22 protein-coding genes and 4 tRNA genes are annotated in these 24,694 nt (G+C 41.0%); 17 read left to right on the forward strand and 9 right to left on the reverse strand.

Going from position 1 to position 24,694, the window contains the following annotated elements; all coding sequences use genetic code 11:
* The first annotated feature begins 6 nt into the window (after nucleotides 1–6).
* The 6 genes from wecG to PSF28_RS10060 all read left to right on the forward strand — a co-directional run bounded on the left by wecG (nucleotide 7) and on the right by PSF28_RS10060 (nucleotide 3,069).
* Entirely contained in the window at nucleotides 7–774 is a 768-nt protein-coding gene (gene wecG, locus PSF28_RS10035) for a lipopolysaccharide N-acetylmannosaminouronosyltransferase (protein WP_272685009.1), read from the forward strand.
* Nucleotides 775–1,065: 291 nt separating this feature from the next.
* Nucleotides 1,066–2,442 (forward strand): bifunctional threonine/serine APC transporter ThrP, encoded by a 1,377-nt coding sequence (gene thrP / locus PSF28_RS10040; protein WP_210836689.1) that lies wholly within the window; start codon nucleotides 1,066–1,068, stop codon nucleotides 2,440–2,442.
* 167 nt (nucleotides 2,443–2,609) lie between these two features.
* A tRNA-Arg gene (locus PSF28_RS10045) sits at nucleotides 2,610–2,686 on the forward strand.
* Nucleotides 2,687–2,765: 79 nt separating this feature from the next.
* A tRNA-His gene (locus PSF28_RS10050) sits at nucleotides 2,766–2,841 on the forward strand.
* 15 nt (nucleotides 2,842–2,856) lie between these two features.
* Nucleotides 2,857–2,942: transfer RNA gene (locus PSF28_RS10055), tRNA-Leu, on the forward strand.
* A gap of 50 nt (nucleotides 2,943–2,992) precedes the next feature.
* Nucleotides 2,993–3,069 (forward strand) — tRNA-Pro (locus PSF28_RS10060).
* An 807-nt stretch (nucleotides 3,070–3,876) separates the two neighbouring features.
* On the opposite strand, the gene PSF28_RS10065 is transcribed toward PSF28_RS10060, so the two are convergent.
* The 5 genes from PSF28_RS10065 to hemC all read right to left on the reverse strand — a co-directional run bounded on the left by PSF28_RS10065 (nucleotide 3,877) and on the right by hemC (nucleotide 8,586).
* On the reverse strand, nucleotides 3,877–4,104 hold the full coding sequence (locus tag PSF28_RS10065) for a hypothetical protein (protein ID WP_004906084.1): 228 nt from the start codon (nucleotides 4,102–4,104) through the stop codon (nucleotides 3,877–3,879).
* Nucleotides 4,105–4,421: 317 nt separating this feature from the next.
* The gene (gene hemY / locus PSF28_RS10070) at nucleotides 4,422–5,615 is read right to left on the reverse strand and encodes a protoheme IX biogenesis protein HemY (protein ID WP_272685010.1); all 1,194 of its coding nucleotides are present in this window, start codon (nucleotides 5,613–5,615) and stop codon (nucleotides 4,422–4,424) included.
* 2 nt (nucleotides 5,616–5,617) lie between these two features.
* Nucleotides 5,618–6,886 carry a uroporphyrinogen-III C-methyltransferase gene (gene hemX / locus PSF28_RS10075; protein WP_272685011.1) on the reverse strand — a complete coding sequence of 423 codons (1,269 nt, stop codon included), beginning with the start codon at nucleotides 6,884–6,886 and terminating at the stop codon, nucleotides 5,618–5,620.
* Between the two features lie 3 nt (nucleotides 6,887–6,889).
* The gene (locus PSF28_RS10080) at nucleotides 6,890–7,645 is read right to left on the reverse strand and encodes a uroporphyrinogen-III synthase (RefSeq protein WP_210836683.1); all 756 of its coding nucleotides are present in this window, start codon (nucleotides 7,643–7,645) and stop codon (nucleotides 6,890–6,892) included.
* Nucleotides 7,642–8,586 (reverse strand): hydroxymethylbilane synthase, encoded by a 945-nt coding sequence (hemC, locus tag PSF28_RS10085; protein WP_272685012.1) that lies wholly within the window; start codon nucleotides 8,584–8,586, stop codon nucleotides 7,642–7,644. The genes PSF28_RS10080 and hemC overlap by 4 nt, the downstream gene beginning before the upstream one ends.
* A gap of 592 nt (nucleotides 8,587–9,178) precedes the next feature.
* Between hemC and PSF28_RS10090 the strand changes: the two genes are divergently transcribed.
* Nucleotides 9,179–11,755: a class I adenylate cyclase gene (locus PSF28_RS10090; protein ID WP_210836679.1), complete on the forward strand. Its 2,577-nt coding sequence runs from the start codon at nucleotides 9,179–9,181 to the stop codon at nucleotides 11,753–11,755.
* Between the two features lie 51 nt (nucleotides 11,756–11,806).
* Here the strand turns inward: PSF28_RS10090 and cyaY are convergent, their stop codons facing one another.
* Complete coding sequence (cyaY, locus tag PSF28_RS10095; protein ID WP_210836677.1) at nucleotides 11,807–12,124, reverse strand: iron donor protein CyaY; 318 nt, start codon at nucleotides 12,122–12,124, stop codon at nucleotides 11,807–11,809.
* Nucleotides 12,125–12,359: 235 nt separating this feature from the next.
* Here cyaY and lptM point away from each other — a divergent pair, with 235 nt between their 5' ends.
* The 9 genes from lptM (at nucleotide 12,360) to PSF28_RS10140 (ending at nucleotide 20,252) form a co-directional block, all read left to right on the forward strand.
* On the forward strand, nucleotides 12,360–12,545 hold the full coding sequence (lptM, locus tag PSF28_RS10100; protein ID WP_004906065.1) for an LPS translocon maturation chaperone LptM: 186 nt from the start codon (nucleotides 12,360–12,362) through the stop codon (nucleotides 12,543–12,545).
* A gap of 21 nt (nucleotides 12,546–12,566) precedes the next feature.
* On the forward strand, nucleotides 12,567–13,391 hold the full coding sequence (dapF, locus tag PSF28_RS10105) for a diaminopimelate epimerase (RefSeq protein WP_210836676.1): 825 nt from the start codon (nucleotides 12,567–12,569) through the stop codon (nucleotides 13,389–13,391).
* A 24-nt stretch (nucleotides 13,392–13,415) separates the two neighbouring features.
* The gene (locus PSF28_RS10110) at nucleotides 13,416–14,120 is read left to right on the forward strand and encodes a DUF484 family protein (RefSeq protein ID WP_210836674.1); all 705 of its coding nucleotides are present in this window, start codon (nucleotides 13,416–13,418) and stop codon (nucleotides 14,118–14,120) included.
* Complete coding sequence (gene xerC / locus PSF28_RS10115; RefSeq protein ID WP_272685013.1) at nucleotides 14,102–15,031, forward strand: tyrosine recombinase XerC; 930 nt, start codon at nucleotides 14,102–14,104, stop codon at nucleotides 15,029–15,031. Before PSF28_RS10110 ends, xerC begins: the two co-directional genes overlap by 19 nt.
* A complete protein-coding gene (gene yigB, locus PSF28_RS10120; protein ID WP_210836671.1) occupies nucleotides 15,031–15,747 on the forward strand; it encodes a 5-amino-6-(5-phospho-D-ribitylamino)uracil phosphatase YigB in 717 nt (238 codons plus the stop codon). The genes xerC and yigB overlap by 1 nt, the downstream gene beginning before the upstream one ends.
* 87 nt (nucleotides 15,748–15,834) lie before the next feature.
* A complete protein-coding gene (gene uvrD / locus PSF28_RS10125) occupies nucleotides 15,835–17,997 on the forward strand; it encodes a DNA helicase II (protein ID WP_272685014.1) in 2,163 nt (720 codons plus the stop codon).
* Between the two features lie 234 nt (nucleotides 17,998–18,231).
* Entirely contained in the window at nucleotides 18,232–18,933 is a 702-nt protein-coding gene (locus PSF28_RS10130; RefSeq protein WP_272685015.1) for a hypothetical protein, read from the forward strand.
* Nucleotides 18,934–19,179: 246 nt separating this feature from the next.
* Nucleotides 19,180–19,764, forward strand: a complete 585-nt coding sequence (locus PSF28_RS10135; RefSeq protein WP_272685016.1) for a 2OG-Fe(II) oxygenase — start codon at nucleotides 19,180–19,182, stop codon at nucleotides 19,762–19,764.
* Nucleotides 19,765–19,982: 218 nt separating this feature from the next.
* A complete protein-coding gene (locus tag PSF28_RS10140; protein ID WP_272685017.1) occupies nucleotides 19,983–20,252 on the forward strand; it encodes a hypothetical protein in 270 nt (89 codons plus the stop codon).
* 83 nt (nucleotides 20,253–20,335) lie between these two features.
* Here PSF28_RS10140 and prfH read toward each other — a convergent pair whose 3' ends face one another.
* Nucleotides 20,336–20,947 carry a peptide chain release factor H gene (prfH, locus tag PSF28_RS10145; RefSeq protein ID WP_210836665.1) on the reverse strand — a complete coding sequence of 204 codons (612 nt, stop codon included), beginning with the start codon at nucleotides 20,945–20,947 and terminating at the stop codon, nucleotides 20,336–20,338.
* Nucleotides 20,944–22,080 carry an RNA ligase RtcB family protein gene (locus PSF28_RS10150; RefSeq protein ID WP_210836664.1) on the reverse strand — a complete coding sequence of 379 codons (1,137 nt, stop codon included), beginning with the start codon at nucleotides 22,078–22,080 and terminating at the stop codon, nucleotides 20,944–20,946. Before PSF28_RS10150 ends, prfH begins: the two co-directional genes overlap by 4 nt.
* Before the next feature lie 544 nt (nucleotides 22,081–22,624).
* Here PSF28_RS10150 and PSF28_RS10155 point away from each other — a divergent pair.
* On the forward strand, nucleotides 22,625–22,768 hold the full coding sequence (locus PSF28_RS10155; RefSeq protein WP_210836663.1) for a Hok/Gef family protein: 144 nt from the start codon (nucleotides 22,625–22,627) through the stop codon (nucleotides 22,766–22,768).
* Between the two features lie 147 nt (nucleotides 22,769–22,915).
* Here the strand turns inward: PSF28_RS10155 and PSF28_RS10160 are convergent, their stop codons facing one another.
* A complete protein-coding gene (locus PSF28_RS10160) occupies nucleotides 22,916–24,634 on the reverse strand; it encodes an amidohydrolase (RefSeq protein ID WP_272685018.1) in 1,719 nt (572 codons plus the stop codon).
* Nucleotides 24,635–24,694 lie beyond the last annotated feature (60 nt).

The raw sequence follows: 24,694 nt of genomic DNA on the forward strand, positions 1-24,694 counted from the left end.
AGTATCATGGAATCGTCATCAACTCAGTCTTCATCTGTTACACAGTCATCTATCCCACAATATAGTATTCGTGGTCATAATATTTGGGGCTTTAAAAATATGGCCCATTTCTTAGACTATTTATTTGCTGGTGGAGAAACAAAAACGGGAACACTCGTTGCGATTAATGCAGAAAAAGTGATGATCGCTGAACAAGATACGGCTTTAAATACATTACTAGGCCAAGCTGAATATTTATATGCTGACGGAATTAGTATTGTCCGTGCTATCCGTCGTAAATACCCACAAGCTGAAGTTTCTCGTGTCGCTGGTGCTGATTTATGGGAAGGGCTAATGGAAAGGGCCGGTAAAGAAGGCACGCCGGTTTTCTTAGTGGGTGGCAAACCCGAGATTCTAGAACAAACTGAAAGCAAACTACGCTCGCAGTGGAATGTGAACATTGTTGGTTCGCAAAACGGCTATTTTACCGCGGAAGACCGAAATACTTTGTTCGAACGCATCCACGCAAGTGGCGCTAAAATTGTTACCGTTGCGATGGGTTCGCCGAAACAAGAAATTTTTATGCGGGATTGCCGAAGTGTGTATCCGGATGCGTTATATATGGGCGTTGGTGGGACTTATGATGTGTTTACAGGGCATGTTAAACGCGCCCCGAAAGTGTGGCAAAACTTAGGGCTAGAATGGTTATATCGCTTATTATCTCAACCTTCCCGTATTACTCGTCAGTTTAAATTACTGAAATTTTTAGGCTACTATTACGGTGGCAAGCTGTAGTTTTTGTAGTGGTTTGATTTATATTGTTATTTTCAATAAGTTTAACTCACTGTAAGTAGGCTTAACGGGCTTACTTACAGTTCGCACGCTTCCGAATAGCTGGTCTCTTCCTTCAAATATTTCTATAATCCCTCAAAAATAAGTATGTTCGCATCAGTTTGTGCTCAATCTTGCGGCTATGGCATTTTTTTAATCGCCTAATTGATACTTTTCGAATAATTGCAGTGATTATTACTAACTGGGTTTCAATTAAAACTGCATTTTCATTATCTAATTTTGACAGGGGTATGTATGGGAAATCCACAGCAGGGGCTTCAACGTGGGTTAGAAGCGCGCCATATCGAGCTTATCGCACTCGGGGGAACCATTGGCGTTGGTTTATTTATGGGGTCGGCCAGTACGCTGAAATGGGCGGGGCCTTCGGTTTTACTGGCATATATCATCGCCGGGATTTTTGTTTTCTTCATTATGCGTTCAATGGGGGAAATGCTATTTCTTGAGCCTGTAACGGGTTCTTTTGCTTCATTTGGGTATAAATATTTAAGTCCGTTTTGGGGGTGCCTGACTGCTTGGGGCTACTGGTTTATGTGGGTGGCTGTCGGTATTTCAGAGATCACTGCCATTGGTGTATATGCCGAATATTGGTTCCCTGATGTGCCTCAATGGATTTTTGCCATTATCGCAGTGGTATTAGTGGCATTAGCTAACTTAGCCGCTGTACGGCTGTATGGCGAGCTTGAGTTTTGGTTTGCCATGATCAAAGTCACCACGATTGTGGTGATGATTTTAATTGGCCTAGGGCTGATTTTTTTTGGTCTGGGTAATAACTTTGAGCCGATTGGGCTTGCGAATCTCACTGAACATGGTGGCTTCTTTGCCGGGGGCTGGAAAGGCTTCTTATTTGCTTTGTGTATCGTTGTGGCCTCTTATCAAGGGGTTGAGCTGGTTGGGATCACTGCGGGTGAAGCGAAAAACCCGCAAGTCACGTTAAAAAAAGCGATCAATAATATTTTGTGGCGCATATTAATTTTTTATGTAGGTGCCATTTTTATTGTAGTGACGCTATTTCCGTGGACGGAAGTGGGCTCACAAGGTAGCCCGTTTGTCCTTACCTTTGCGAAAGTGGGAATTGTGTCCGCAGCGGCGGTAATTAATTTTGTGGTGTTAACTGCGGCGTTATCTGGTTGCAATAGTGGTATGTATAGTGGTGGGCGTATGCTGTACGCCTTAGCGCAAAATAAGCAATTGCCTCGCTCATTATTGAAATTAACAAAAAATGGCGTACCGGCACGTTGCGTGGGTTTTACTATCCTATGCTTAGTCGCCGGATCAAGCTTGAACTACATCATACCGAATCCAGAGAAAGTCTTTGTTTATGTCTATAGTGCGAGTGTGTTACCAGGAATGGTGCCTTGGCTGGTGTTATTGACTAGCCAAATCCGTTTTCGTCAACAAAACAAAGAAAAACTTGTAGGGCACCCTTTCAAATCGATTCTTTTTCCATGGGTTAACTATGTGACCTTGCTCTTTTTAGCTTGCGTATTGATTGGAATGGCGATTAATCCAGATACTCGCTTATCTTTAATCGTTGGAGCCATCTTCTTAGGGGGTGTTTCTCTCCTTTATTTCATCATTCGACTGTTCAATAACCGTAACGGAAAAGTTTAACGGCGGGGTTTTGATAGATTTTTATTAGGTGCACAGCGAAAAAGAGGGTAAATATGCTCTCTTTCTCAACGAAATGGATAAAAGGCAAGCAATCGATATTTTTATTTCAAAAAGGACTAGACAGCGGGAGGATAAATCCGTACTATCCTCTCCCGCAACGGCGTTAAGCGCCCGTAGCTCAGCTGGATAGAGCGCTGCCCTCCGGAGGCAGAGGTCTCAGGTTCGAATCCTGTCGGGCGCACCAGTTTTAGCGCTTCGCTACGGTTGGCAAAATGACGTTGTATGTAGTAATATAGCAACGCTTTGAAAAAAGTGAAGTTATGGTGGCTATAGCTCAGTTGGTAGAGCCCTGGATTGTGATTCCAGTTGTCGTGGGTTCGAGTCCCATTAGCCACCCCATTTTTTTGTGACATTGCGAGGGTGGCGGAATTGGTAGACGCGCTAGCTTCAGGTGTTAGTGTCCTATGGACGTGGGGGTTCAAGTCCCCCCTTTCGCACCACGAAGAAATGTAATAGTACTATTCACTATTAATAAGTACTACAAAAATTTCGGCGAGTAGCGCAGCTTGGTAGCGCAACTGGTTTGGGACCAGTGGGTCGGAGGTTCGAATCCTCTCTCGCCGACCAATTTAAAGAAACCCGTCTTAATCGACGGGTTTTTTGCTTTTTATTCTCTATACTCGCACTCTTCAAACCGTAGTGTTATTGGCTACGTTCATCTACCCGAATCACATACTTATGCGTGCTCATCGGGATATCTTCACTTGCCACTTAGTCACAACTTGACTTGCTTAGAGTATACTCGGTGGAGTTTCTTCAACGAATGACAGGGTATGGTTAATCGCTTGTTTTTATTTGTAATTTAGCCGCTTAACTTGCTTGTGTCGTAAAATAGATACAATCCATCATATTGATGTCGTCAAAAGGTGACATTTTACCTATTGATTTATAAGGAAATATAAATAACTGTTTTATGATGTCTCTAAACTGCGACAAAATAGAGTGGTAAGTTTCGGGCAACATATTAGTGAATTCTTTAAAGGTAGAGCGGTTTACTTCCAAGAAGAAAAATAGTTGTGTAAAACCGAGGGATGGGAAAGAAACCAAAAGAGTGAGCTTAAAAAATACCGTTTTAAAAAAGTTGGCACGTATTGTGCATTATTATATACGTAGATGCTCATCTCACTTCTTATGACAGCGAAGCTTCATAAACCCAGAGATGACGCAAAGCCGATTATCGGTGCCTATTGTCCACCTTAGATGATCAAGAGCTCATCCTCTTACCATCAACGAACGGGCGAAACGTTGAGTGAGGCACCATCCGTCTGTAGACCTGATTGTATTTTACACCTGCCTTGTGCAGGTGTTTTTTTTGTCTATACAAAACACTGAGCCCCCTAGAAAATGACTAAGAGGCCGAAAATAAGATAGGTATTAGCTTCTACCTTTACTAAACCATTTACTGAACCAGCGAGTAATATAGGTATAGCAGAGGATAATGAATGTAATAATGAAAATGTCTTTACTAAGATCTTCGGTATTAAAACCAATAATCATAATAAAAACAAAAGGTGATAATACTAACAGCAGAAGATCAAAGAATATTTGTAAACGGTTTGGGGTTGCAATAATCCAGCGCCAAATAGTTTTAATTACATTCATATCGATATCCCTAATTCATTAAAAGCAAAGATGTATATAAAGCTTTATACACTATGTGTTTATTTTATAACATAGTGAAGTGTGTTTTCCTTATCCTTAATAATGATTATTGATTAAACATTGAATTATTTACCTGTAATGTTGCCAATTATAAACCTCATATTTTCCTTTTATGATGATTTAATACGGTTAACGCGATGTATTTAAATTGTTTTTACGTTTTTATTGGGGAAGGTCAGATTAGTCGCCGTTAAGTTTATGAATAAAAAAACTCCACCAAAATGAGTGGAGTTTTTAGATGAGGCCAAACAAAAATATTATTTCCGTTCTTGTTTTAATGAATGGTTTAATGCGTCTTGACGAATTTTTGCTGCTTCGTTAGGTTTATGTTGTCTGTCAAAAGCATCGGCTAACCATGATGCATCTTGCACATCAAAACGTTGTGCTAAAGCGGCTTTAAAGTAGCTTTCAGCTTTGTCCCATTGGGCATGCTGTAGCGATAAAACGCCTAATGTACTGTTAAGCAACGGGGTGGCTCCGTTTTGCTTCTGTAGATGCAAAAGGGTTTTTTCTATAACTTCAGGGCGTTCGCTATTCAGTTTTGGCACCAACAGGATCAAACGCTCATCATATTGCTGCTTTAAACCATCAATAATCATTTTTTCTGCACTTGCAGTATCGCCACATTCAATCAAATGCTCTGCTAAGAAAGCTTGCAATGCGGTTTCATGACGAACTCGGCGAGGCTGTGCTTTCCACCAAACTTTTAGCCCATCACTTCCCCCCTCAGCCATATATTGGTTCATCAACCCTTTGTAAGCCTTTAATTTCAATGCATCGAGCTCATCTTCATTGTGTAACTGTACTTTAGCCATGACAGGAAGTAATTCAATCAGCGACTGATAGGCGCCTGAGCGTAAGTAAGCTTGTTCTGCTAGGCGCAGCACCTCAGGGTGCCTTGGCGCTTTGTCGAGAAGTTTATCAATGCCATTACGGGCAGCATGGACTTCTCCTTCCGCTAATTGGATACGGACACGGCTGATATCAACGGGAAGTTGGTCACTCCCCGCGGCTTCAGCGGCTCTATCCAAGTATTGATGAGTGCGGTACTCATCACCACGCTGTTGAGCAGCTTCGGCAGCCATTAGATAGTTAATAACCGGCTGTTGAGAGAAATCAGCATGTTTGCTCATTAATTTTTCAACTTGCTCGAAATCACCTTCTGCTAATTTCAGCAGCGCTTTTTGTGTTTGGGTATGTGCTTTGTGGTATTTACGACCACTTACCCAACCTCGGGTACGTGATGTCGTGCTGATAAAGCGGCGGTAGCACCAACCAAGGAATAACAGCACAAACTGGAGCAAAATAAAGCCCAAAACGAGGCTAGTTACACTGGTCGTGATGTCATAATTATCTGTACGGATAAAAACATAACCTTGGTGACCCGCTAATAATGGGCCTAAGATTATCCCTGCAATAAGCACTATAAATAGGATCAAGACTTTTATCATAATTACCCCCTATTACCAGCAGGCTTTGCTGATTCAATAGGGTGCGGATTGTCAGCGGACTCTGCTTTTTGCGTATCCGTGGCGGGAACTGCGGCATCTGTCGCCGTTTCTGTTGGCACTTCAGTCGTATCCGCTGCGGCATCAACAGCACCATCGTTAATTTTTGTGTTGTCTGACGACTGAGAAAGTAAGCTACGAACCCGTGTTTGCATGATTTTTTCTAGCTTTTCTTGGCTTTCTAAAGTATCAGGCATATCAATATCAATCGGCTGATTGATTAGGTCATCAATGGTTGATAGAAAGGCTTTAGTTTCAGGCGCTTCAGTATCAAAATAGGCTCTCACCCAGGTCGAAGCTTGTTCTAATGACTGTTTGTATGTGGCTTCTTGATAACGTGGCACAGCTTGTGCTGCAATTAATAGTTGAGAGCGAATATTTTCACGTAGATAAATATCTTGGTTTGGAGCCAGAAGTGGCGCTTCTGATCCATCACGAGCGCGTACGGTGACGAAGTCATTCGCGAAACTTTTCCAGCTACGAGCCAAATTTTGTTTCCAATCCGAAATATCCTCGCTGACGTCCGCGTTATCTTCAACTTTCGCATCTCCACTGTTTAAATCCGCTAAACGTAAGTTGTCCACTTCATTACTGAGCTGGTTTAAACGTAAAATAATGCCGTCATAGTCAACTTGGTTGATTGCGGCTAATTTAGCCATATCACTGTTAATTGATTTACGAATGTCGAGTAGGCTCGGGTCATTCATTTCGGCTAAGCTTGAGTCAGCACTTTTTAACAGAACTGCTGCGGTCACAGGGTCGCGATCATTCCACAGCTTTCTTCCTGCCATTTTAACCATAAAATCAGCTTGTGCGAGGAGCCAACTTTTAACATCAGCGCTGGATAATGCTGTGACATGTGCTTGCAGCTCTTGCATGCGACGGTTGAGATTCTCTTCATATTCACGAGAATGGCTTTTTATTTCAGCATTAGCCGCAACTAATGCGCTTAACCGTTGCCTGTCTGAATTTTGTTGTTCGATTAAATCACTTAATTTTTGTTTTAATTCATTGTTTTCATTTACTAAAGTGGCAGTGCTTTGTTGGGTAAAATAGTATAATCCGCCACCAATAGCGATGATAATAGCAATAGCAATTACACCGCCTATCAGACCAGAACGTTTTTGTTCCGAAGAAGGTTTAGTTTTTGGGCGCTGTTGTTCTGCACCAGCTTCTGGGGTAACCGTCTCGGTTGTTTTATCGTGTTCCGTCATAAATTAGCATCCCATATCGATTGAAATTAATGCTTCTAATAAAGCATTATTATCTGCGCTATTAGCTACACAGACCTTTTGCCATCCGCCTCTGCGGGCTTGGTCTGCAATCCGTTCACTGACGACAAGTAGGCGGCGGGAAAACCACCAAGTTTGGTATTCTTCAGTGATTAATTCATCTAACAAGGCTAGCATTTGACCACTCGTGATCACAACATCTGTAATACCCGTTTGAAACCATTGCTGATTGAACAGGGCTCTCTCATAGTAAACAGGATGCCTTGTATAACATTCACAATAGCTGACTTTTGCGCCCCTAGCCCTTAATGTTGATGCGAGAAGCTCTCGTCCGCCATTTCCTCGTAATAATAGAGCGTTTTTCCCTTCGAGAAATTGAAGTTCAGGGTGTGTCAGTAGTATTTCACTGGTTTCACCTTGTTCAGCCCAACTGATGTTTTTTCCTGTTACTTGTTGAAAATACTGCCCTGTAGAGCGGCCAATTCCATAGTAAGATAACTTATCTGACCAGCTACGCGCCATTTGTTCAAGCGTTAAATTTGCATATTCGACTGCATTTTTAGATAAAAGAAAGACTAAATCATTCGCAGTAAGGCTATCAAGTTGAGGTATAAGGGTATTTAATTCAGCACCGGGTCCAATGCGAATTAAAGGGGAAGCGAAGGCTTCTCCCCCTTTAGCGGTGATTGCTGTGATCAGCTCCGAACCTGCTGGTTCAGGGCGAGTGACAAGCACCTTCATGCAGGCGGGTTTCCTTGGTAAACATCCGCCAGAATTTCCCTTGCACCACGCTCAAGTAATTCTTCAGCCAATGATACACCCGCTTGATTAGCTTCACTCGGAGAAACGAGTCGTTCGCCACGAATAATTACACTACCGTCTGGCGCTCCCACCAAGGCTCGTAGCCATATTTTGTCATCTTGCCAAATAGCGTAACTGCCAATCGGAACTTGGCAACCGCCTTCAAGGCGCATATTCATCGCACGTTCAGCCAGAACACAGGTTGATGTTGAGTCATTATTGAGTTTCGCGAGTAATTCGCGGGTTTTACTATCATTTAAACGGCATTCGATACCAACAGCACCTTGGCCAACTGCAGGTAAGCATTGCTCAGGGGCAAGAGCAGTTTTAATTCGAGTGTCTAACCCCAAGCGTTTTAACCCAGCAACGGCTAAAATAATGGCGTTATATTCACCGCTATCTAATTTTGATAGGCGTGTACCTACGTTGCCACGTAAGTCGCGAATGACTAAATCAGGGCGGAGTTCCCTTAATTGGCATTGACGACGTAAACTCGATGTCCCGACGATACTGCCTTTTGGCAATGCATCAAGGTTGTCGTAGTGGTTTGAGACAAAGGCATCTCGCGGGTCTTCACGTTCACAAATCGTGACTAATCCTAAGCCTTCAGGAAATTCAACAGGGACATCTTTCATCGAGTGAACGGCAATGTCTGCGCGTCCTTCCAACAAGGCAAGTTCTAATTCTTTGACGAATAACCCTTTTCCGCCAACTTTAGCAAGAGGGGTATCAAGGATAATGTCGCCTTTTGTCACCATAGGCACTAATTCAACCTGCAAGCCCGGGTGAAGCTGTTCTAATTTGTCTTTGACAAAGTGCGCTTGCCATAGGGCTAAAGGGCTTTTGCGCGTTGCAATACGCACGATATTTGTTGATGTCATTTTACTGTTTTCTCTGGCGAAGAATGCCGCAGATTAACCATACAATTGACATTAGTTTTAACATGTTAAGGATATTTTTTCCAGCTGGGTGCAAAACCGTGCTCTGAATTGTTTATAGCCGATTTACTTTTTCTACCATGATGCAAGAAAGTGATTCAAAATGAGATGACCTAGAATAGCTATTAAGCAATTTTTTTAGCTTATCGTGCTATTTTTTGTGTGGAACAATCTGTGTTTTCTATTAATTCGTGTTGAAGCGTGTAAGCACAGACGCTGTGCGTATTGTACTTAATATCGTTCGGTTTTGCTGTTTTACTAAACAACAGAGTAAAAAGAAATTATTCCATTGAAAAACAAGGGATATTTTACAGATTAAAAAATAAAAAGCCTTTTTATACAATATGTTGAAAAGCATTTTGTATCAAAAATAAGCGCGTAAAATTATGTGATCTACTTTACCCTTTTGATGCAAGGTGTTAAATTGATCACGTTTCCGACAATCCATTTGAAAATTATTTTAAATCTATCTCTATCTGTTGGGTGCTGGGAAATTCTCAGGTTTGTATTACTTTCATTCAATCAGGCGTAACCTTTGTATCTCTATATTGAAACCTTAAAACAAAGACTGGATGCAATAAACCAATTACGGTTAGAACGTGCAACAGCTTCTATGAGTGAAACCTTCTCGAAGGTTTATAGCTTGCTGCCTGTCTTGTTTCATTATCATCATCCCATGATGCCTGGTTTTATTGAAGGTAATGTCCCTCATGGTGTGTGCTTTTTCTCTCCTGATACAGAGCAAAAAAAATGGTTGGCACCTTTTGAACGTTTTTTGCCCACGATTGAAACTGAAGCGAACGGTGAATTACCGATTACAGGCATTTATTCGATGGGTAGCACTTCATCTGTTGGGCAAAGCCAGTGTTCAGATATCGACGTTTGGGTTTGTCATCCTTCTTGGTTGGACCACGAAGAAAAACGTTTTTTGCAAAAAAAATGCACCTTAATTGAACAGTGGGCAGCATCTTTAGGGATTGATGTCACAGTGTTTTTAATCGATGAAAATCGTTTTCGTCATCATGCCAGTGGGCATATTGGTGGGGAAAACTGTGGTTCAACGCAACACATCCTATTGTTAGATGAATTTTATCGAACCGCTGTACGTATGGCGGGTAAACGTTTGCTGTGGACCATGGTGCCAGTTGAAGAAGAACAGCATTACGATGAATATGTTATGGGGTTGTATGCACAAGGAGTGCTAACACCGAACGAATGGCTTGATTTAGGCGGGTTAAGTGAGCTTTCTGCCGCGGAATATTTCGGTGCAAGCCTATGGCAGTTGTATAAAAGTGTTGATTCCCCTTATAAAGCGGTATTGAAGAGTATTTTACTGGAATCCTATTCATGGGATTACCCTAACGGTAAATTATTAGCCATGGAGTTTAAACGTCATTTACATGCAGGCGAAATTGTGTGTTATGGCTTGGACTCATACTGTTTAATGTTAGAGCGAGTGACACGTTATCTGACTGAAATTAATGATTTAACCCGTCTTGACCTTATCCGTCGTTGTTTCTACCTAAAAGTCTGCGAAAAACTGTCTGAAGAAGAGGGCAACACTTGCGCAGGTTGGCGCCGTGATGTGTTGTCTCAATTGGTTGAATCATGGGGATGGGGATCAGAGCGTTTGTCGATACTCGATACACGTAATCAATGGAAAATTGAGCGTGTCCGTGAAGCGCATAACGAGTTACTTGATACGATGATGCAAAGCTATCGTAACCTCATTCGCTTTGCCCGTAGAAATAATTTAAGTGTTAGTGCAAGCCCACAAGATATTGGAGTATTAACCCGTAAATTATATGCGGCTTTCGAGGCTCTCCCGGGTAAGGTGACGTTAGTTAATCCACAAATCTCACCTGATTTGAGCGAAGCGCATTTAACCTTTATTTATGTGCCAGAGGGGCGAGCTAACCGTAGTGGTTGGTATTTGTATAACCAAGCGCCAAATATTGATACTATTATTGGTCATCAACCTCTTGAATATAACCGCTATTTAAATAAATTAGTGGCATGGGCGTATTTTAATGGCCTGTTAACTGAGACTACTCAGGTTTACATGCATAATGGGAAATCCCAGTGTGATGAACGAAAACTGCTTGAATTGATGCACGATGTTTCAAGCCATTTCCCTATCAGATTACCCGCCCCAACACCAAAAGCGCTTTATAGTCCATGTGAAATTCGCCATCTTGCAATCATTGTTAACTTAGAAAAAGACCCAACACAGGTATATTCTGAGCAAGTCGTTCATGTTGATTTTAGAAAACTGGATATTTTCAGTTTTGGGGAATCACAACAGTGCCTGATTGGTAGCATTGACTTGTTGTATCGTAATTCGTGGAATGAGGTAAGAACGCTACATTTCAGCGGAGAACAGTGCATGTTAGAAGCACTTAAAACCATTTTAGGGAAAATGCATCAAGATGCATCGCCTCCTGAAGCGGTTGAGGTGTTTTGTTATAGTGAGCACTTACGTGGGTTGATTCGTACTCGTGTACAACAGTTGGTATCTGAGTGTGTTGAATTGCGTTTGTCAAGCAACCGAAATGACCCTGGGCGTTTTAAAGCATTGCGTATCGCGGGGCAGACTTGGGGTTTATTCTTTGAGCGTCTGAACGTATCGGTACAAAAACTTGAGAATGCGGTTGAGTTCTACGGGGCTATCTCCCATAACAAACTACATGGCTGGCCCGTTAAACTTCAGGCGAAGAGTGATAACCATTTACCTGCAGTTGTTGATGGCTATGCGAGTGAAGGGATCGTACAGTTTTTCTTTGAAAATACGCCAGATAATACCGGTTTTAATATTTATGTTTTAGATGAGGCGAATCGGGTTGAAATTTATTCTCACTGTGAGGGGTCGAAAGAAGATCTTGTACGTGACGTGAGTAAATTCTATTCTTCTTCCCATGACCGGTTTACCTATGGCGCAAACTTTATCAATTTCAATTTACCGCAATTCTACCAAATCATTAATCAAGATGGTAAAAATCAAGTTGTTGCATTTTCCGGGGCAACATGGCCATTCACAGCGGAAGAAGATGATGACGTTGGGTATGAAATGCACTCGAACCAATCACCGCACCCACAAGCGCACTATTATTGATATTAATGGCAGGCAGTATAGCGTGCTGCCCACCTTCGAAACTTGTAATGCTTAAAATGAAAAGGGCTCTTGGCTTTGAAAGGCAATTGCCTCAGCTAATTTAGTTTTAAATTCATGTCCAGAGCGGTCACAAACCCAATTACCTTGTTGATAATCATAATGGTACCCACCCTGTTTAGTCGCTAGCCATATTTGGTGGAATGCTTCTTGCTTGTTGATAATAATTTTACTGCCATCTTCAAAGCTAAGAGTCATCACACCCCCATTGATTTCACAATCAATATCGGCATCACCCTCATAATTATCTAAATGCTCTTCGATGGTGCTCAGTAGCGTTTCTGCTAGCTGATGAAATTCGCTGTCATTCACGATTAATTTCCTGTTTGCTCACAATGGGTTAATTGAAATTATTATTGTTAACTGAAATTATAGGAGGGAATCTGCATTGGGGTCAATCTAAGCATGCCCACTAAAAACTTCAGACTAAATTTAGCCTAAAGTATATAATATCAGCATGCTAGATAAACAGGCGTGATTTGCAAGGCCACTCCTGTTATTGTGTAAATTATCAGATGTCAAAAGTGAGTAATACGGGCGAAAAAGAATGAAAAAAAGTTTAATTGGGCTTAGTGCACTAGTTGTTTTATTTACCCTTTCTGGCTGTGGCTTAAAAGGCCCGTTGTATTTTCCGCCGGAAGAAACTGCAGCACCGGCTAAGGCATCTGATGTGCAACCTACCGCACAAGACAGCACTGCCAAAGAGCCTGCTCAAACAACAAATAATCAGTAAGCCACCTCTATGGAGCGTGAAATGCAATTTTCTAAAATGCATGGCTTAGGCAATGACTTCATGGTTGTCGATGGCGTTACACAAAATATCTATTTTTCGCCTGAATTGATTTGTCGGTTAGCGGATAGACACACAGGCGTTGGGTTCGATCAACTACTATTGGTTGAAGCACCTTATGACCCTGACCTTGACTTCCATTATCGTATTTTTAATGCAGATGGTAGTGAAGTTGCACAATGTGGCAATGGTGCGCGTTGTTTTGCTCGTTTTGTCAGGCTTAAAGGTTTAACGAATAAGCAAAAAATCAAAGTCAGTACTCAATCTGGCCGTATGACGTTAACTATAAATGAGAATGATGATGTCTGCGTTAATATGGGCGTGCCTGATTTTGAACCACAGAGAGTGCCATTTCGCGCAGTTAAAGAAGAAAAGACCTATATTATTCGAGCACAAGAACGTACAGTGTTGTGTGGAGTGGTCTCAATGGGTAACCCGCATTGTGTCATTCAAGTTGAAAGTATTCATACGGCAGAAGTTGAGGTTTTAGGCCCTGCTTTAGAAAATCATGAGCGCTTTCCAGAACGTGCCAATATTGGCTTTATGGAAATTATCAGTGCTGACCACATCCGCTTGCGCGTTTATGAACGTGGGGCTGGGGAAACTCAAGCTTGTGGTAGTGGAGCATGTGCGGCTGTCGCGGTTGGAATTAGTCAAGGGCTACTGGCGAAGCGGGTCAAAGTCGATTTACCGGGAGGCTCATTAGATATTTCCTGGGAAGGCCCTGGTTCGCCACTTTACATGACAGGCCCTGCAACACATGTTTATGATGGAGTCATTCAACTATAATTTTGAATAGCCGAAGAGGGAAAAATGGATAAAACCAAAAAAGCACAGGAATTGACTCATCAAATTGATGAGCTTGATATCGTGCGCTACTTAACGGAAAACCCCTATTTTTTTCTTCGTAATGCGCAACTGTTGGAACAATTAAAAGTACCCCATGTCGTGCGGGAAGCTATTTCATTACCTGAGTTAGTGATGAGTCGTCAACGGTTGAAAATCAAAGAGCTCGAACAAGATATTCGTTTTATGGTTGAGCAAGCTCATGAAAATGTAGAGCTTTTTGATGAATTACTAGTGTTGGTGATTGAAATGTCATCAGCAGAAAGTTTACAGCAAATGCTGCTAGCGCTAAATCGTTGGGCAAAAAAACTGGGTTTATCCGGTGCTCAGGTGCGTTTGTTTAGTGACAGCTGGCATTTGTCTGCCCCTTTGGATGCACATCAATTAGTTATTTCGCGTCGTGTATTTGAACCCGTGAGAATTCAACGATTTGGCGATAAACGTAACTACCTCGGTCGGTTGAATGGCCCTGAAATCCAATTACTTTTACCTGATGCATTAAATGTCGGCTCAGTTGCTATTTCACTGTTTGGTCAGCATGGTGAATCTGGTATGGTCATCTTTACTAGTCGGGATCGTGAACATTATCAACATGGTATGGGAACGGTCATGTTGGAGAAAGTCGCTCAAATTCTACCGAGGTTATTATGCCAATGGATAGAACGCCTATAAAAAATCAGCCTGAAGGGCTGATGACCCAAATTGAGGCCTTTCTGTATTATCTGCGTGTTGAACGTCGGCTAAGCCCTGTCACGATAACTAATTATCGTCGCCAATTGAGTGTGATTGTGGAAATGTTAGTCTCACTAAATATCCACGAATGGCAAAAAGTTGATGCAACGATTGTGCGCAACGTTGCCGCTAAAAGTCGTAAATCGGGCTTACAAGCCGCAAGTATGGCGTTGCGGTTATCATCACTGCGCAGTTTTTTTGATTGGATGGTGCACCAAGGGGAATTACCCGCAAATCCCGCAAAAGCCATTCATGTCCCTAAATCCAAAAAGCGTCTTCCTAAAAATATGGATGTGGATGAAGTCTCCCAACTTTTGAATATGGAGAGTGGTGACCCGCTTGTCGTACGTGACCGAACGATGCTTGAAGTGATGTATGGCGCAGGGTTACGTTTATCTGAGCTAGTTGGGCTGGATGTTCGCCATCTTGATTTAAATACGCGTGAAGTGTGGGTCATGGGGAAAGGAAGTAAAGAGCGCAGAGTACCAATGGGGAAAACAGCGGTGAGCTGGCTACAGCGTTGGCTTGAGATGCGAGAGCTCTATGAGCCAGAAGATGACGCTGTTTTTATTTCAACCCAAAGTGGTAAACGTATTTCGAATCGGAACGTACAGAAACGTTTTGAGCAATGGGGTATAAAACAAGGGGTTAATAGCCACATTAACCCGCATAAATTACGCCACTCTTTTGCGACACATATCCTTGAATCAAGTGGGAATTTACGTGGGGTGCAAGAACTTCTTGGGCATGCAAATTTATCGACAACACAAATCTATACGCACCTTGATTTTCAGCACTTAGCAAACGTTTATGATGTGGCTCATCCAAGAGCAAAGAGGGAGAAACCTTAATGCATTTTTACCGTCCGTTATCACCCATTCTGGCGATCACGTTTGATTTGGATGATACGCTTTATGATAACCATCCCGTTATTGATAAAACGGAAGAAGAAGTTTTACGTTTTGTCCGTGAATATGATCCGCGTTTTAATCATTTTAGTAATGAAGACCTTTATGCATTTCGTCGCCTTGTCGAAGAGCAAGAGCCTGATATCTATCATGATATATCACGCTGGCGTTGGCTTTCTTCCAAAATGATGTTTTGCCATTATGGCTACTCAAAAGAAGCCGCACAAAAAGGAGCGGATGACATCATGGCGCATTTCACTTATTGGCGAAATAGAATTGATGTCCCAAAATCTACCCATGAAACACTGTGCCAGCTGGCAGAAAAAGTTCCGCTGGTGGCGATTACTAATGGAAATGCAGAACCGGAAGCGTGTGGGTTAGGCCAGTATTTTCAGTTTGTCTTGAAAGCGGGGCCAGATGGCCGCTCTAAGCCATTTTGTGATATGTATCGTTTAGCTGCGAAGCGGCTTGAGATTGAGCCACAATTTATTCTTCATGTTGGTGACAACTTGCTAACGGATGTTGAAGGTGCAATTAACAGTGGCATGCAAGCTTGCTGGATCAACACAAATCAAAAAACACTGATGGAAGAGAAAGAGGTACGTTTATTACCACACGTGGAAATTTCGCGGTTGGATTCTCTCTTATCATTGGTATAATCATTTGCTGTATAAAAAAACAGTGGCATTCGCCATTGTCAACAACCTCACAGTGGTGTTAGCCACTGTTTTGCTTTGATGGTAACTATGGACGTCTCTTATCTGCTTGAAGGCCTTAATGACAAACAGCGCGAAGCGGTTGCCGCACCGCGTACCAATTTACTTGTCCTTGCGGGGGCTGGTAGTGGTAAAACTCGGGTGCTAGTGCATCGAATCGCATGGCTGATGTCTGTGGAAAATGCTTCTCCATTTTCAATTATGGCAGTGACGTTCACGAACAAAGCAGCGGCAGAAATGCGCCATAGAATCAATCAATTGATTGGTACTAGTGAAGGCGGTATGTGGATAGGGACATTCCATGGCTTAGCGCATCGTTTATTGCGCCAACATTACATGGACGCCAATTTACCACAAGACTTCCAAATTCTAGATAGTGATGACCAATACCGTTTAATTCGTCGTTTACTTAAGGCGATGAATTTAGATGAAAAACAATGGCCGCCACGTCAGGGGATGTGGTACATCAATGGCAAAAAAGATGAAGGTTTGCGGCCTCAGCACATTGAAGCCTATGGTAACCCAGTTGAAGCCACATGGTTAAAAGTATACCAAGCTTACCAAGAAGCTTGTGATAGAGCCGGGCTGGTAGATTTTGCTGAGCTATTATTACGAGCCCATGAATTGTGGTTAAACAAACCTCACGTATTGCAGCATTATCGTGAGCGCTTTACCAATATTCTTGTCGATGAATTTCAAGATACCAACAATATCCAATACGCATGGATCCGTGTACTTGCTGGAGATACAGGCAAAGTCATGATTGTTGGTGATGACGACCAGTCAATCTATGGCTGGCGTGGTGCACAAGTCGAAAATATCCAGCGCTTTCTCAATGATTTTCCTGGCGCAGAAACTATCCGTCTAGAGCAAAACTACCGTTCAACGAATAATATCTTAAAAGCGGCGAACGCACTGATCGCGAATAACAGTGACCGCTTAGGGAAAAATCTATGGACGGAAGGCGGAGATGGCGAGCCAATATCCCTCTACTGTGCGTTTAATGAGTTAGATGAGGCGCGTTATGTGGTTGGCCGCATCAAACAATGGCATGAAAATGGTGGAGCCTTACAAGATTGCGCCATCTTGTACCGTAGTAATGCCCAGTCTCGTGTATTGGAAGAGGCGCTCATTCAAGGTGCAATGCCATATCGTATTTATGGTGGGCAACGTTTCTTTGAGCGCCAAGAGATTAAAGATGCACTTTCTTATTTAAGATTAATAGCAAATCGTAATGATGATGCCTCCTTTGAACGAGTGGTAAATACACCAACCCGTGGCATCGGCGATAGAACATTAGATACTGTTCGCCAAACTGCACGGGATCAACAACTAACATTATGGGAAAGTTGTGAGTACTTACTTCGCGAGCAGGTGTTGGGAGGCCGTGCAGCGGCCGCAATTGAGCGTTTCTTAGAATTAATCGATGCGTTAGCCAAAGAAACTCAAGATATGCCATTACATGTTCAGGCAGATAGAGTGATCAATGACTCAGGCTTGCGTGCGATGTATGAGCAAGAAAAAGGTGAAAAGGCGCAGGCTCGCATTGAAAACTTGGAAGAGTTAGTCAATGCAACCCGTGATTTTAGCTATCAAGACGAAGACCAAGACTTAATGCCATTGCAGGCTTTTCTTTCTCATGCGGCATTGGAAGCTGGTGATGGGCAAGCGGATGTCAGCCAAGATGCTGTTCAATTGATGACTTTGCATTCAGCTAAAGGCCTAGAGTTTCCAGTTGTATTCATTGTGGGCATGGAAGAAGGCATGTTCCCAAGTCAAATGTCGATGGATGAAAGCGGTCGTCTTGAAGAAGAGCGTCGTCTTGCTTATGTGGGTATTACCCGTGCAATGGAAAAACTCACAATTACTTATGCAGAAAGCCGCCGTTTATATGGCAAAGAGGTTTATCACAGGCCTTCTCGTTTTATTGGCGAGTTGCCGACAGAGTGTGTTGAGGAAGTTCGCTTGAGAGCGCAGGTTTCAAGACCCGTTAGCCATCAGCGCCTTGGTACACCGATTAGCCAAAATGATTCGGGTTATGCTCTAGGTCAGCGTGTCATGCACCCTAAATTTGGTGAAGGCACGATTATTAACCTTGAAGGTAGTGGGGAACACTGCCGCTTGCAAATTGCCTTTCAAGGTCAAGGGATTAAGTGGCTGGTGGCGTCTTATGCACGGTTGGAGAGCCTATAAAACTCATGCTATCAATAATAAATATCACTGATAGTTATTTCGGTGATATTTATTATAATCTATTCAATAAATAATTAGCGTAAAAATTATTTATTATTATATTGATAATAAAATTAGACATGTGTCTGTTGTACTATATAAATACTAAATTAGTTATTTATTACCTGCTTATGTATCATTTTTTTGCTGTACATGTCAGTTTTATAGTATTAATACACTAAGGGATATAAAAATATGAATACTAATTTTGATATTAAAAATAATGAAAAGCATAAAGAAATTGAGTCATTACTTCAATCAATAGAAAATCGAATTAAAAAAACAAAAGGTGCAGAGAATTCATTAAGGAAGGAAATTAATGAGTTGAAAGCGAAAAAATACACAGATGATGGGGTGTCGTCAGCGCCATTAGTAAGAGAAATGAAAGAAAAATTAAGTGAGATTACAATTAGTCGAATTAAACATGAAAGGATGTTAGATTCTATGAATGAAACAATTCAAACCAGAACTAATAAGATGATAGGTAATTTGGAATTAGATTCTGTAAATGAGTCTACGATGAATGAAAGAATAAATGTGGTTAATTTAATTTCAAAAATCTCACATAACACAAACAATAAAATATCTGATTCAGCAAGAAGTAATATTATTAATGCTAATAATCAGACTATTAAAATAAAACAGGCTATAACAAGGGTTGCAGAACTGACTAAGCAAATAAATAGCGAATATAAAGAAGCTAGATTGAAGCTATTAGTCCAGACTAGTAACCAGCAAGCTATTAGCGAACAAATAGCTTCTTTCTCTATGCCTGATGAAGTGAGTTCTGTAATGGATAATGCAATAGAATCACCAACAAAAATGAATAGTATTGCTCACCATAACTGTGGTGGTTTAGGCAGAACAGGATTTTGTTTATCAGGGCATTTAAGCTAATCAATCGTTTTATTTATTGAATTCAAGGTATTCAACAAAGAGTTGAATGCCTTTTTTAATTTTAATGTAAGGTTGGATGACAAGTGTGATTTCTGTGATTTTTTCTTACTCTATGATAATTAATATTATATTTTCAGTGATTAGTATTGATGGAATGTTTTAATCATCAGGATTTGAGTTTTTAATTTTATTTTTTTGTTTTCTTGCCGTATAAAGTTTTACCGAATAACCTTCCTAACACTCATCATGTCAATTAATAAACTTATTGATTCACTTTCCTCACAAGGTTGGTATGTGTGGGACGATTTCTTGACTCTGTCCGAAGTTAAAGAAATAAAACAATGCATTCCGAATACATTACAAGACGCACGTATTGGACATCGGGACTCATTACAAGGCAATAAAGCGATTCGTGGCGACCAAACGGTTTGGTTAGAGCCTGAAATGGGAAGTTCAATAGTCCATTATCTCGATAAAATGGAGCAGGTCAGGCAAGAACTTAACTGTCAGCTTTATCTTGGTCTACGTGATTTTGAAACACATTTTTGCCGTTACCCAAATGGTGGTTTTTATAAGAAACACGTGGATAACCCAAGAGGTGTTGGTCGACGAAAAATTACGACGGTTCTATATATGAATGAACAATGGCACCATGGCGATGGTGGCGAGTTGGTTGTCTATGACCAAGAAGATAATCAATTGTTTAAATTAGAACCCATTGCAGGTCGTATGATCTTTTTTATGTCAGAAGAATTTCCTCATGAAGTGCTCCCGACAGAACAAACTCGCGAAAGTATCGCGGGGTGGTTTTTAATCGAAAAAAGGCTTTAACCCGTTCAGGCTATTACCACCTCTTATAGAGGTGGCTGATAGAAGTATTTCCATTATTTATACGCATAATAAATTTTATAATAGTAGTAATTTTAATATATTGGTTTGATTTTTTATTTTTCTTGATGTTAACTTTATTTGAACTTTAGTTTTTTAATATTAAATTATAAATTGTATTTTCTACTGTGTGACTAAATTATATAAAAAGGAGTTTATAAATGAACAATACTGATAATTTTGGTTATGGTTCTAAACAATCTCAACAAGGTATTAGTGTGACGGAGTATAATCGACAATTAGAAAAAGCATTGAAGAAATTAAGTGAGAAAAACATTGGCGATACTGTGATGATTAATTCTAATAATGATATGTCATCATTAATACAAAATGTAAATTATTTTCCAATGCCAAAAGACCATTGTTCGGTTATTGAAGTGGGTTGCTACTCCTCTAAATTGAATAGTTCGACTTTTTATGATTTTAAATAATTTACTTTCGAAATCGAATCATTAAGTATTGTCCAATATTGCATTAAATTATGTGCCACCTCTAATTCGAAGTGGCACTAATTTTACATTAATCGTTTAAATTCATTTCCTACAAAAATCATAGTCGCATTTCCTCGTTCAATTTGATAGTGAGATAGATGGCGCTGTTTACCTAATGCGTTTGATTTTTTCGATTGATACTCATCAAGCTTCCATTGTATTAACTGTTTTGCGAGTTTTTTATTTGCATGTTGGCTACGTTCAGATTGAATTTTAACTGTAATTCCCGTAGCAACATGCTTAGCTCTAACCGCTGAGGACGTTTTATTAACATGCTGCCCTCCAGCCCCTTGTGCTTTGGTGAACTCAAATTCAATTTCACTTTCTTCGATAGGTTGAACCGGGGAAAATTGAGTCACAGTTAAGAACCAATTTTTTCGTTTATGACGAGGCCTAATAGGGCTTTGGCATTGCCATTGGACTGTACCACACCAAGTGCTTGCTAAACTTTCAGCATCTTTACCATCAAGGCAAACTAAGGCAGATTTTAGACCTTTTTTAGAGGGAAATGACTCCAGTACGTCATAAGCGACATGATATTTTTTAGCCTCTTGTAGAAAGCGGGCAAGGGCCCTTTCAACAGCAATACAGCACTCTTCAGGCCCCTGAGCAGCGGAAAATTGCAACAATATCATGAGCAATCTCCACTGGTTTTATAGGTGATAACCGGCTTAAGTCGTGCAACAACTTGGATGATGCCAATATTCACCATGCTTTCAATTACAGTATCAATAGATTTATAAGATTGAGGGGCTTCTTCGTAAATCAATTGTTTGTTTGAACAGATAACACGACTACCTAATGCCGTTCTTGATAATTGAGTCGGTGTATATTTATGAGATAAGCGCCCTTTACACTCAGTTCGCATCCACTTGCGGCCAGCCCCGTGGGCAAGAGAATTCAGACAAATTTCACTTGGTTGTGGGGATACCAGATAGCTGTAATCACCTCGAGAACCAGGGATAATAACTAGCCCGCGATCTGATGGCGTGGCGCCTTTTCGGTGTATCCACCCATCAATACCATTGATTTTACAGGGTTCAACTAGGTTATGATTAAGGTCGAGTACGCACTTACCTTTTGACTTTACTTGTTGCAGCATACGTAAACCGATCATTTGGCGATTTAGTTGGGCAAAATCTAAGGCATTTTGATGCGCTTCTAAGTAATTTTTAGCATCTTGAGAGCTATCTATAAGCCCATTATGGCTATGATTTTCTACATGTTGACGAAGGATTGATTGGCCTAAACCACGAGAGCCACTGTGAACTAACAACAGCAATTGTTGCTTGGTTAAACCACTTATACTGAATAATTCAGAATCTAATATTTCATCAACAGCTTGAAATTCTGCAAAATGATTTCCGCCGCCAATAGAGCTTAATGATGACATAAAATCATGTGATTTCATTTCATCTGGGATATGCTCTTCAAGCCATGATGATGGAGCGTGATCTGGCATTTCAAGGAGCTGTTTCTCGAATTTATCGAGGTTAACCTTCGATTTTTTTATATCGGTTTGAAATAAGGCCATTCCGCAACCGATGTCATTGCCAACCAGCGCAGGATAAAAGCGTTCGGTAGAGAAAAATGCCGCGCCAATCGGATATCCACGACCAGGGTGAAGATCAGGCATGCCGACAACGGATACCATATTAGGCAAGCTGGCAGTTGTTTGTAATTGTTGGATTGCTTTACTTTCAATCCATGTTGATTCTGTGGCGATGTAGCTAACTTGCTGATCCACAGTATGTAAGGTATTGCCCATAAGCTATTAACTCATTTTTTAATTGAAAAATAAGGTGATTAGCAGGCAAATTTAAGAAAATAGATTAACTAACGAGAGTGACTATTTCTGAGTGTGCCCGCAAAGAGTTTGATTAATTGTTGTCATGGTAAACCTCCTTGCAGTTAGTAGATGAATATAAAACGCTGCGGATACTAACGGTAACTTTTTTCTTTTGCAAGCGCTATTTTTAGCATTACGGATTTTTAGTCATTTTCTGAGATAAAAATATAAGTAAATAATTTAAACCTATTAATGATTATTTACCTAATAATTATTTAAATAAACTATTAGATAATTAAATTTATATTTTTATTTATTTCTATGGAATTAAACGTGAGTGAGATATAAAACTTTGTTATTATTTTGGCGGGTGCTTGAGCCTTTCTGGTTTAAGCATATTAAGTTGGAAGAAATGTTTGGATTAGAAAGGAAAAAGCCCCGTTAGTTATTATTAACCAACGAGGCCCGATCTAAACCTGAACAGTTGAGATTGTGCCTCTTAACCATTAAGAGGTCAAGGGAAATGAGCAAATTCGCAGTGGTGGCGTTTGTTTTTGCGTGTATTACCGTGTTTGGTATTTCAGTATTAATGCGAGACAAACTTTGTCTGATCGTGATTAGTCATGGAAATACAGTTGTTCAAACAACGTTTTCTTACGAAGAGTAATGTTGCTTTACGAGGGAAGTTATTCCCTCGTAATTTCACGATTTAATTGTGAGTATTCAGGTTTGGAATTAAGTGCCTAATTAAAAACACCCCAAGATATTATTTAATCTTTGGGGTGTTTATTTAGCTATCTAAATAATTAAATTATTAAGCAATATGTACAGTTTTTCCGCCAATAATAGTGCGTAATACTTTTACATTCTCAATATCATCTGCAGGGATCTCAAAGACATTGCGATCTAATACAATCATATCTGCAAATTTTCCTGCTTCTAATGAACCTAGTACATCTTCACGGTGTTGTGCATAAGCTGAGTCTATCGTCGCAGAGCGTAAAACCTCAATGACCGTTAAGTCTCGGTCATTATCAAGTCTCGGTGCTTTTTGGCCATTAATATCACGGCCTCGGCGTGTCGCTGCGACTTTTAAATCATACCACTCGTCGAAGTCATCGATTGGCCAGTCACTACCAAACGCAACAACCGCACCAGCGTCGACAAATTTAGCGATGGGCTCAAGTTGCTCAAAACGTTCATCACCGAGCATTTTTTTCTCAAAAGCAGCGAGTTCTGGCGTTGGGGCGGCCCACTGGAAAGATAAGCAAGCGATGGTTTTTAAGCGCGCAAAACGGGCATAGTCATCAGCATGGACTAATTCATTATGAGCAAGCCCTGGGCGAATATCTTTTTCTGGGTGCGCAGCACGCATTTTTTCAATCGCATCTAAAACGATAGAAACGGCACCTTCACCAACAGTATGCAAGTGTGGGTCATAGCCTGCTGCGGCAATTTTTTCCATTAATTCATCAAGAATTTCAGCCGTGAAATAGAGATCACCGTAGTTATCGGTTTCTACCCAATTTGGAGCATCATCCGTGCCTTGATTGATACGGTATGGCTGCAATAACGACGCTGTCATTGTTGGAAATTGCATCACACCATCAACAAACATTTTAATATTATTTAAGCCAATACCAGGGGTTGGCGTCCAATCGGCTTGGTGCCATTTTTTGGCAAATGCAACGGCTTTGTCCACTGCTGCCGCTACTGAGGCAACATCCGGTGTTTCATCAGGGGTGATTTCACGGGCAGCTTGGAAACGGATCGTAAGGTCGCCACGTTGTTGTAATTGAGAAAAGGCTTCAAGTTGTTGTTCTGAAACGCGTGCATCCATCACCATGGTTACGCCTTGCTGATTAAGTACTTTCTGCACTAATTCAGCAACTTCAATAGCTTGGTCGTCACGAATTGAAGGAATGCTATCGGCAGCACGCATAGCGGGAGCATCTTCTAAAATACCGTTTAATTCGCCATTCTCGTATTTACCAATCTTACCATCAGGTGGTTCAGGTGTATCTTTGGTGATACCAAATAATTCGAGGGCACGGCTATTTGCTAGCAATGTATGGCAGTCATTTGAAAACAAGACGACAGGGCGTTTTGTATTGAGCTTGTCCATATCTTCACGGTACATATCAACACCCGCAGGGATCATACCTTGGCGTAGCCACGCAGTGACTTTGAGCCAATTATTTTCCCCGGTACGAGGGTCTTTATCGAGGTGATCTTGTACGCGTGCTAAAATTTGGTCGATAGTTAACGATTCATAATTTAAATGACAACCGAAGAGTTGAATACCGCCCCAAAAAGGGTGCATATGACCATCAATGATGCCAGGCATCATCATTTTGCCTTCGAGATCGATACTCTCTGTCTCAGGACCAACATATTGATGAAGTTCATCAGAGGTACCTGTGGCAAGAATATAGCCATCACGAACAGCAACCGCATCGACAACGCGATTTTTATCATCTGCGGTATATATATAACCGTTAAAGTAAATAACGTCAGCTAATTGATTATTCATTGTAAACCGTCTGTATCAGTGGTGCTTTGGTGACACCGGCGCTAAAAAAACAACGGGGAA

Source organism: Providencia sp. PROV130 (assembly GCF_028482225.1).
Classification (GTDB): domain Bacteria; phylum Pseudomonadota; class Gammaproteobacteria; order Enterobacterales; family Enterobacteriaceae; genus Providencia; species Providencia rettgeri.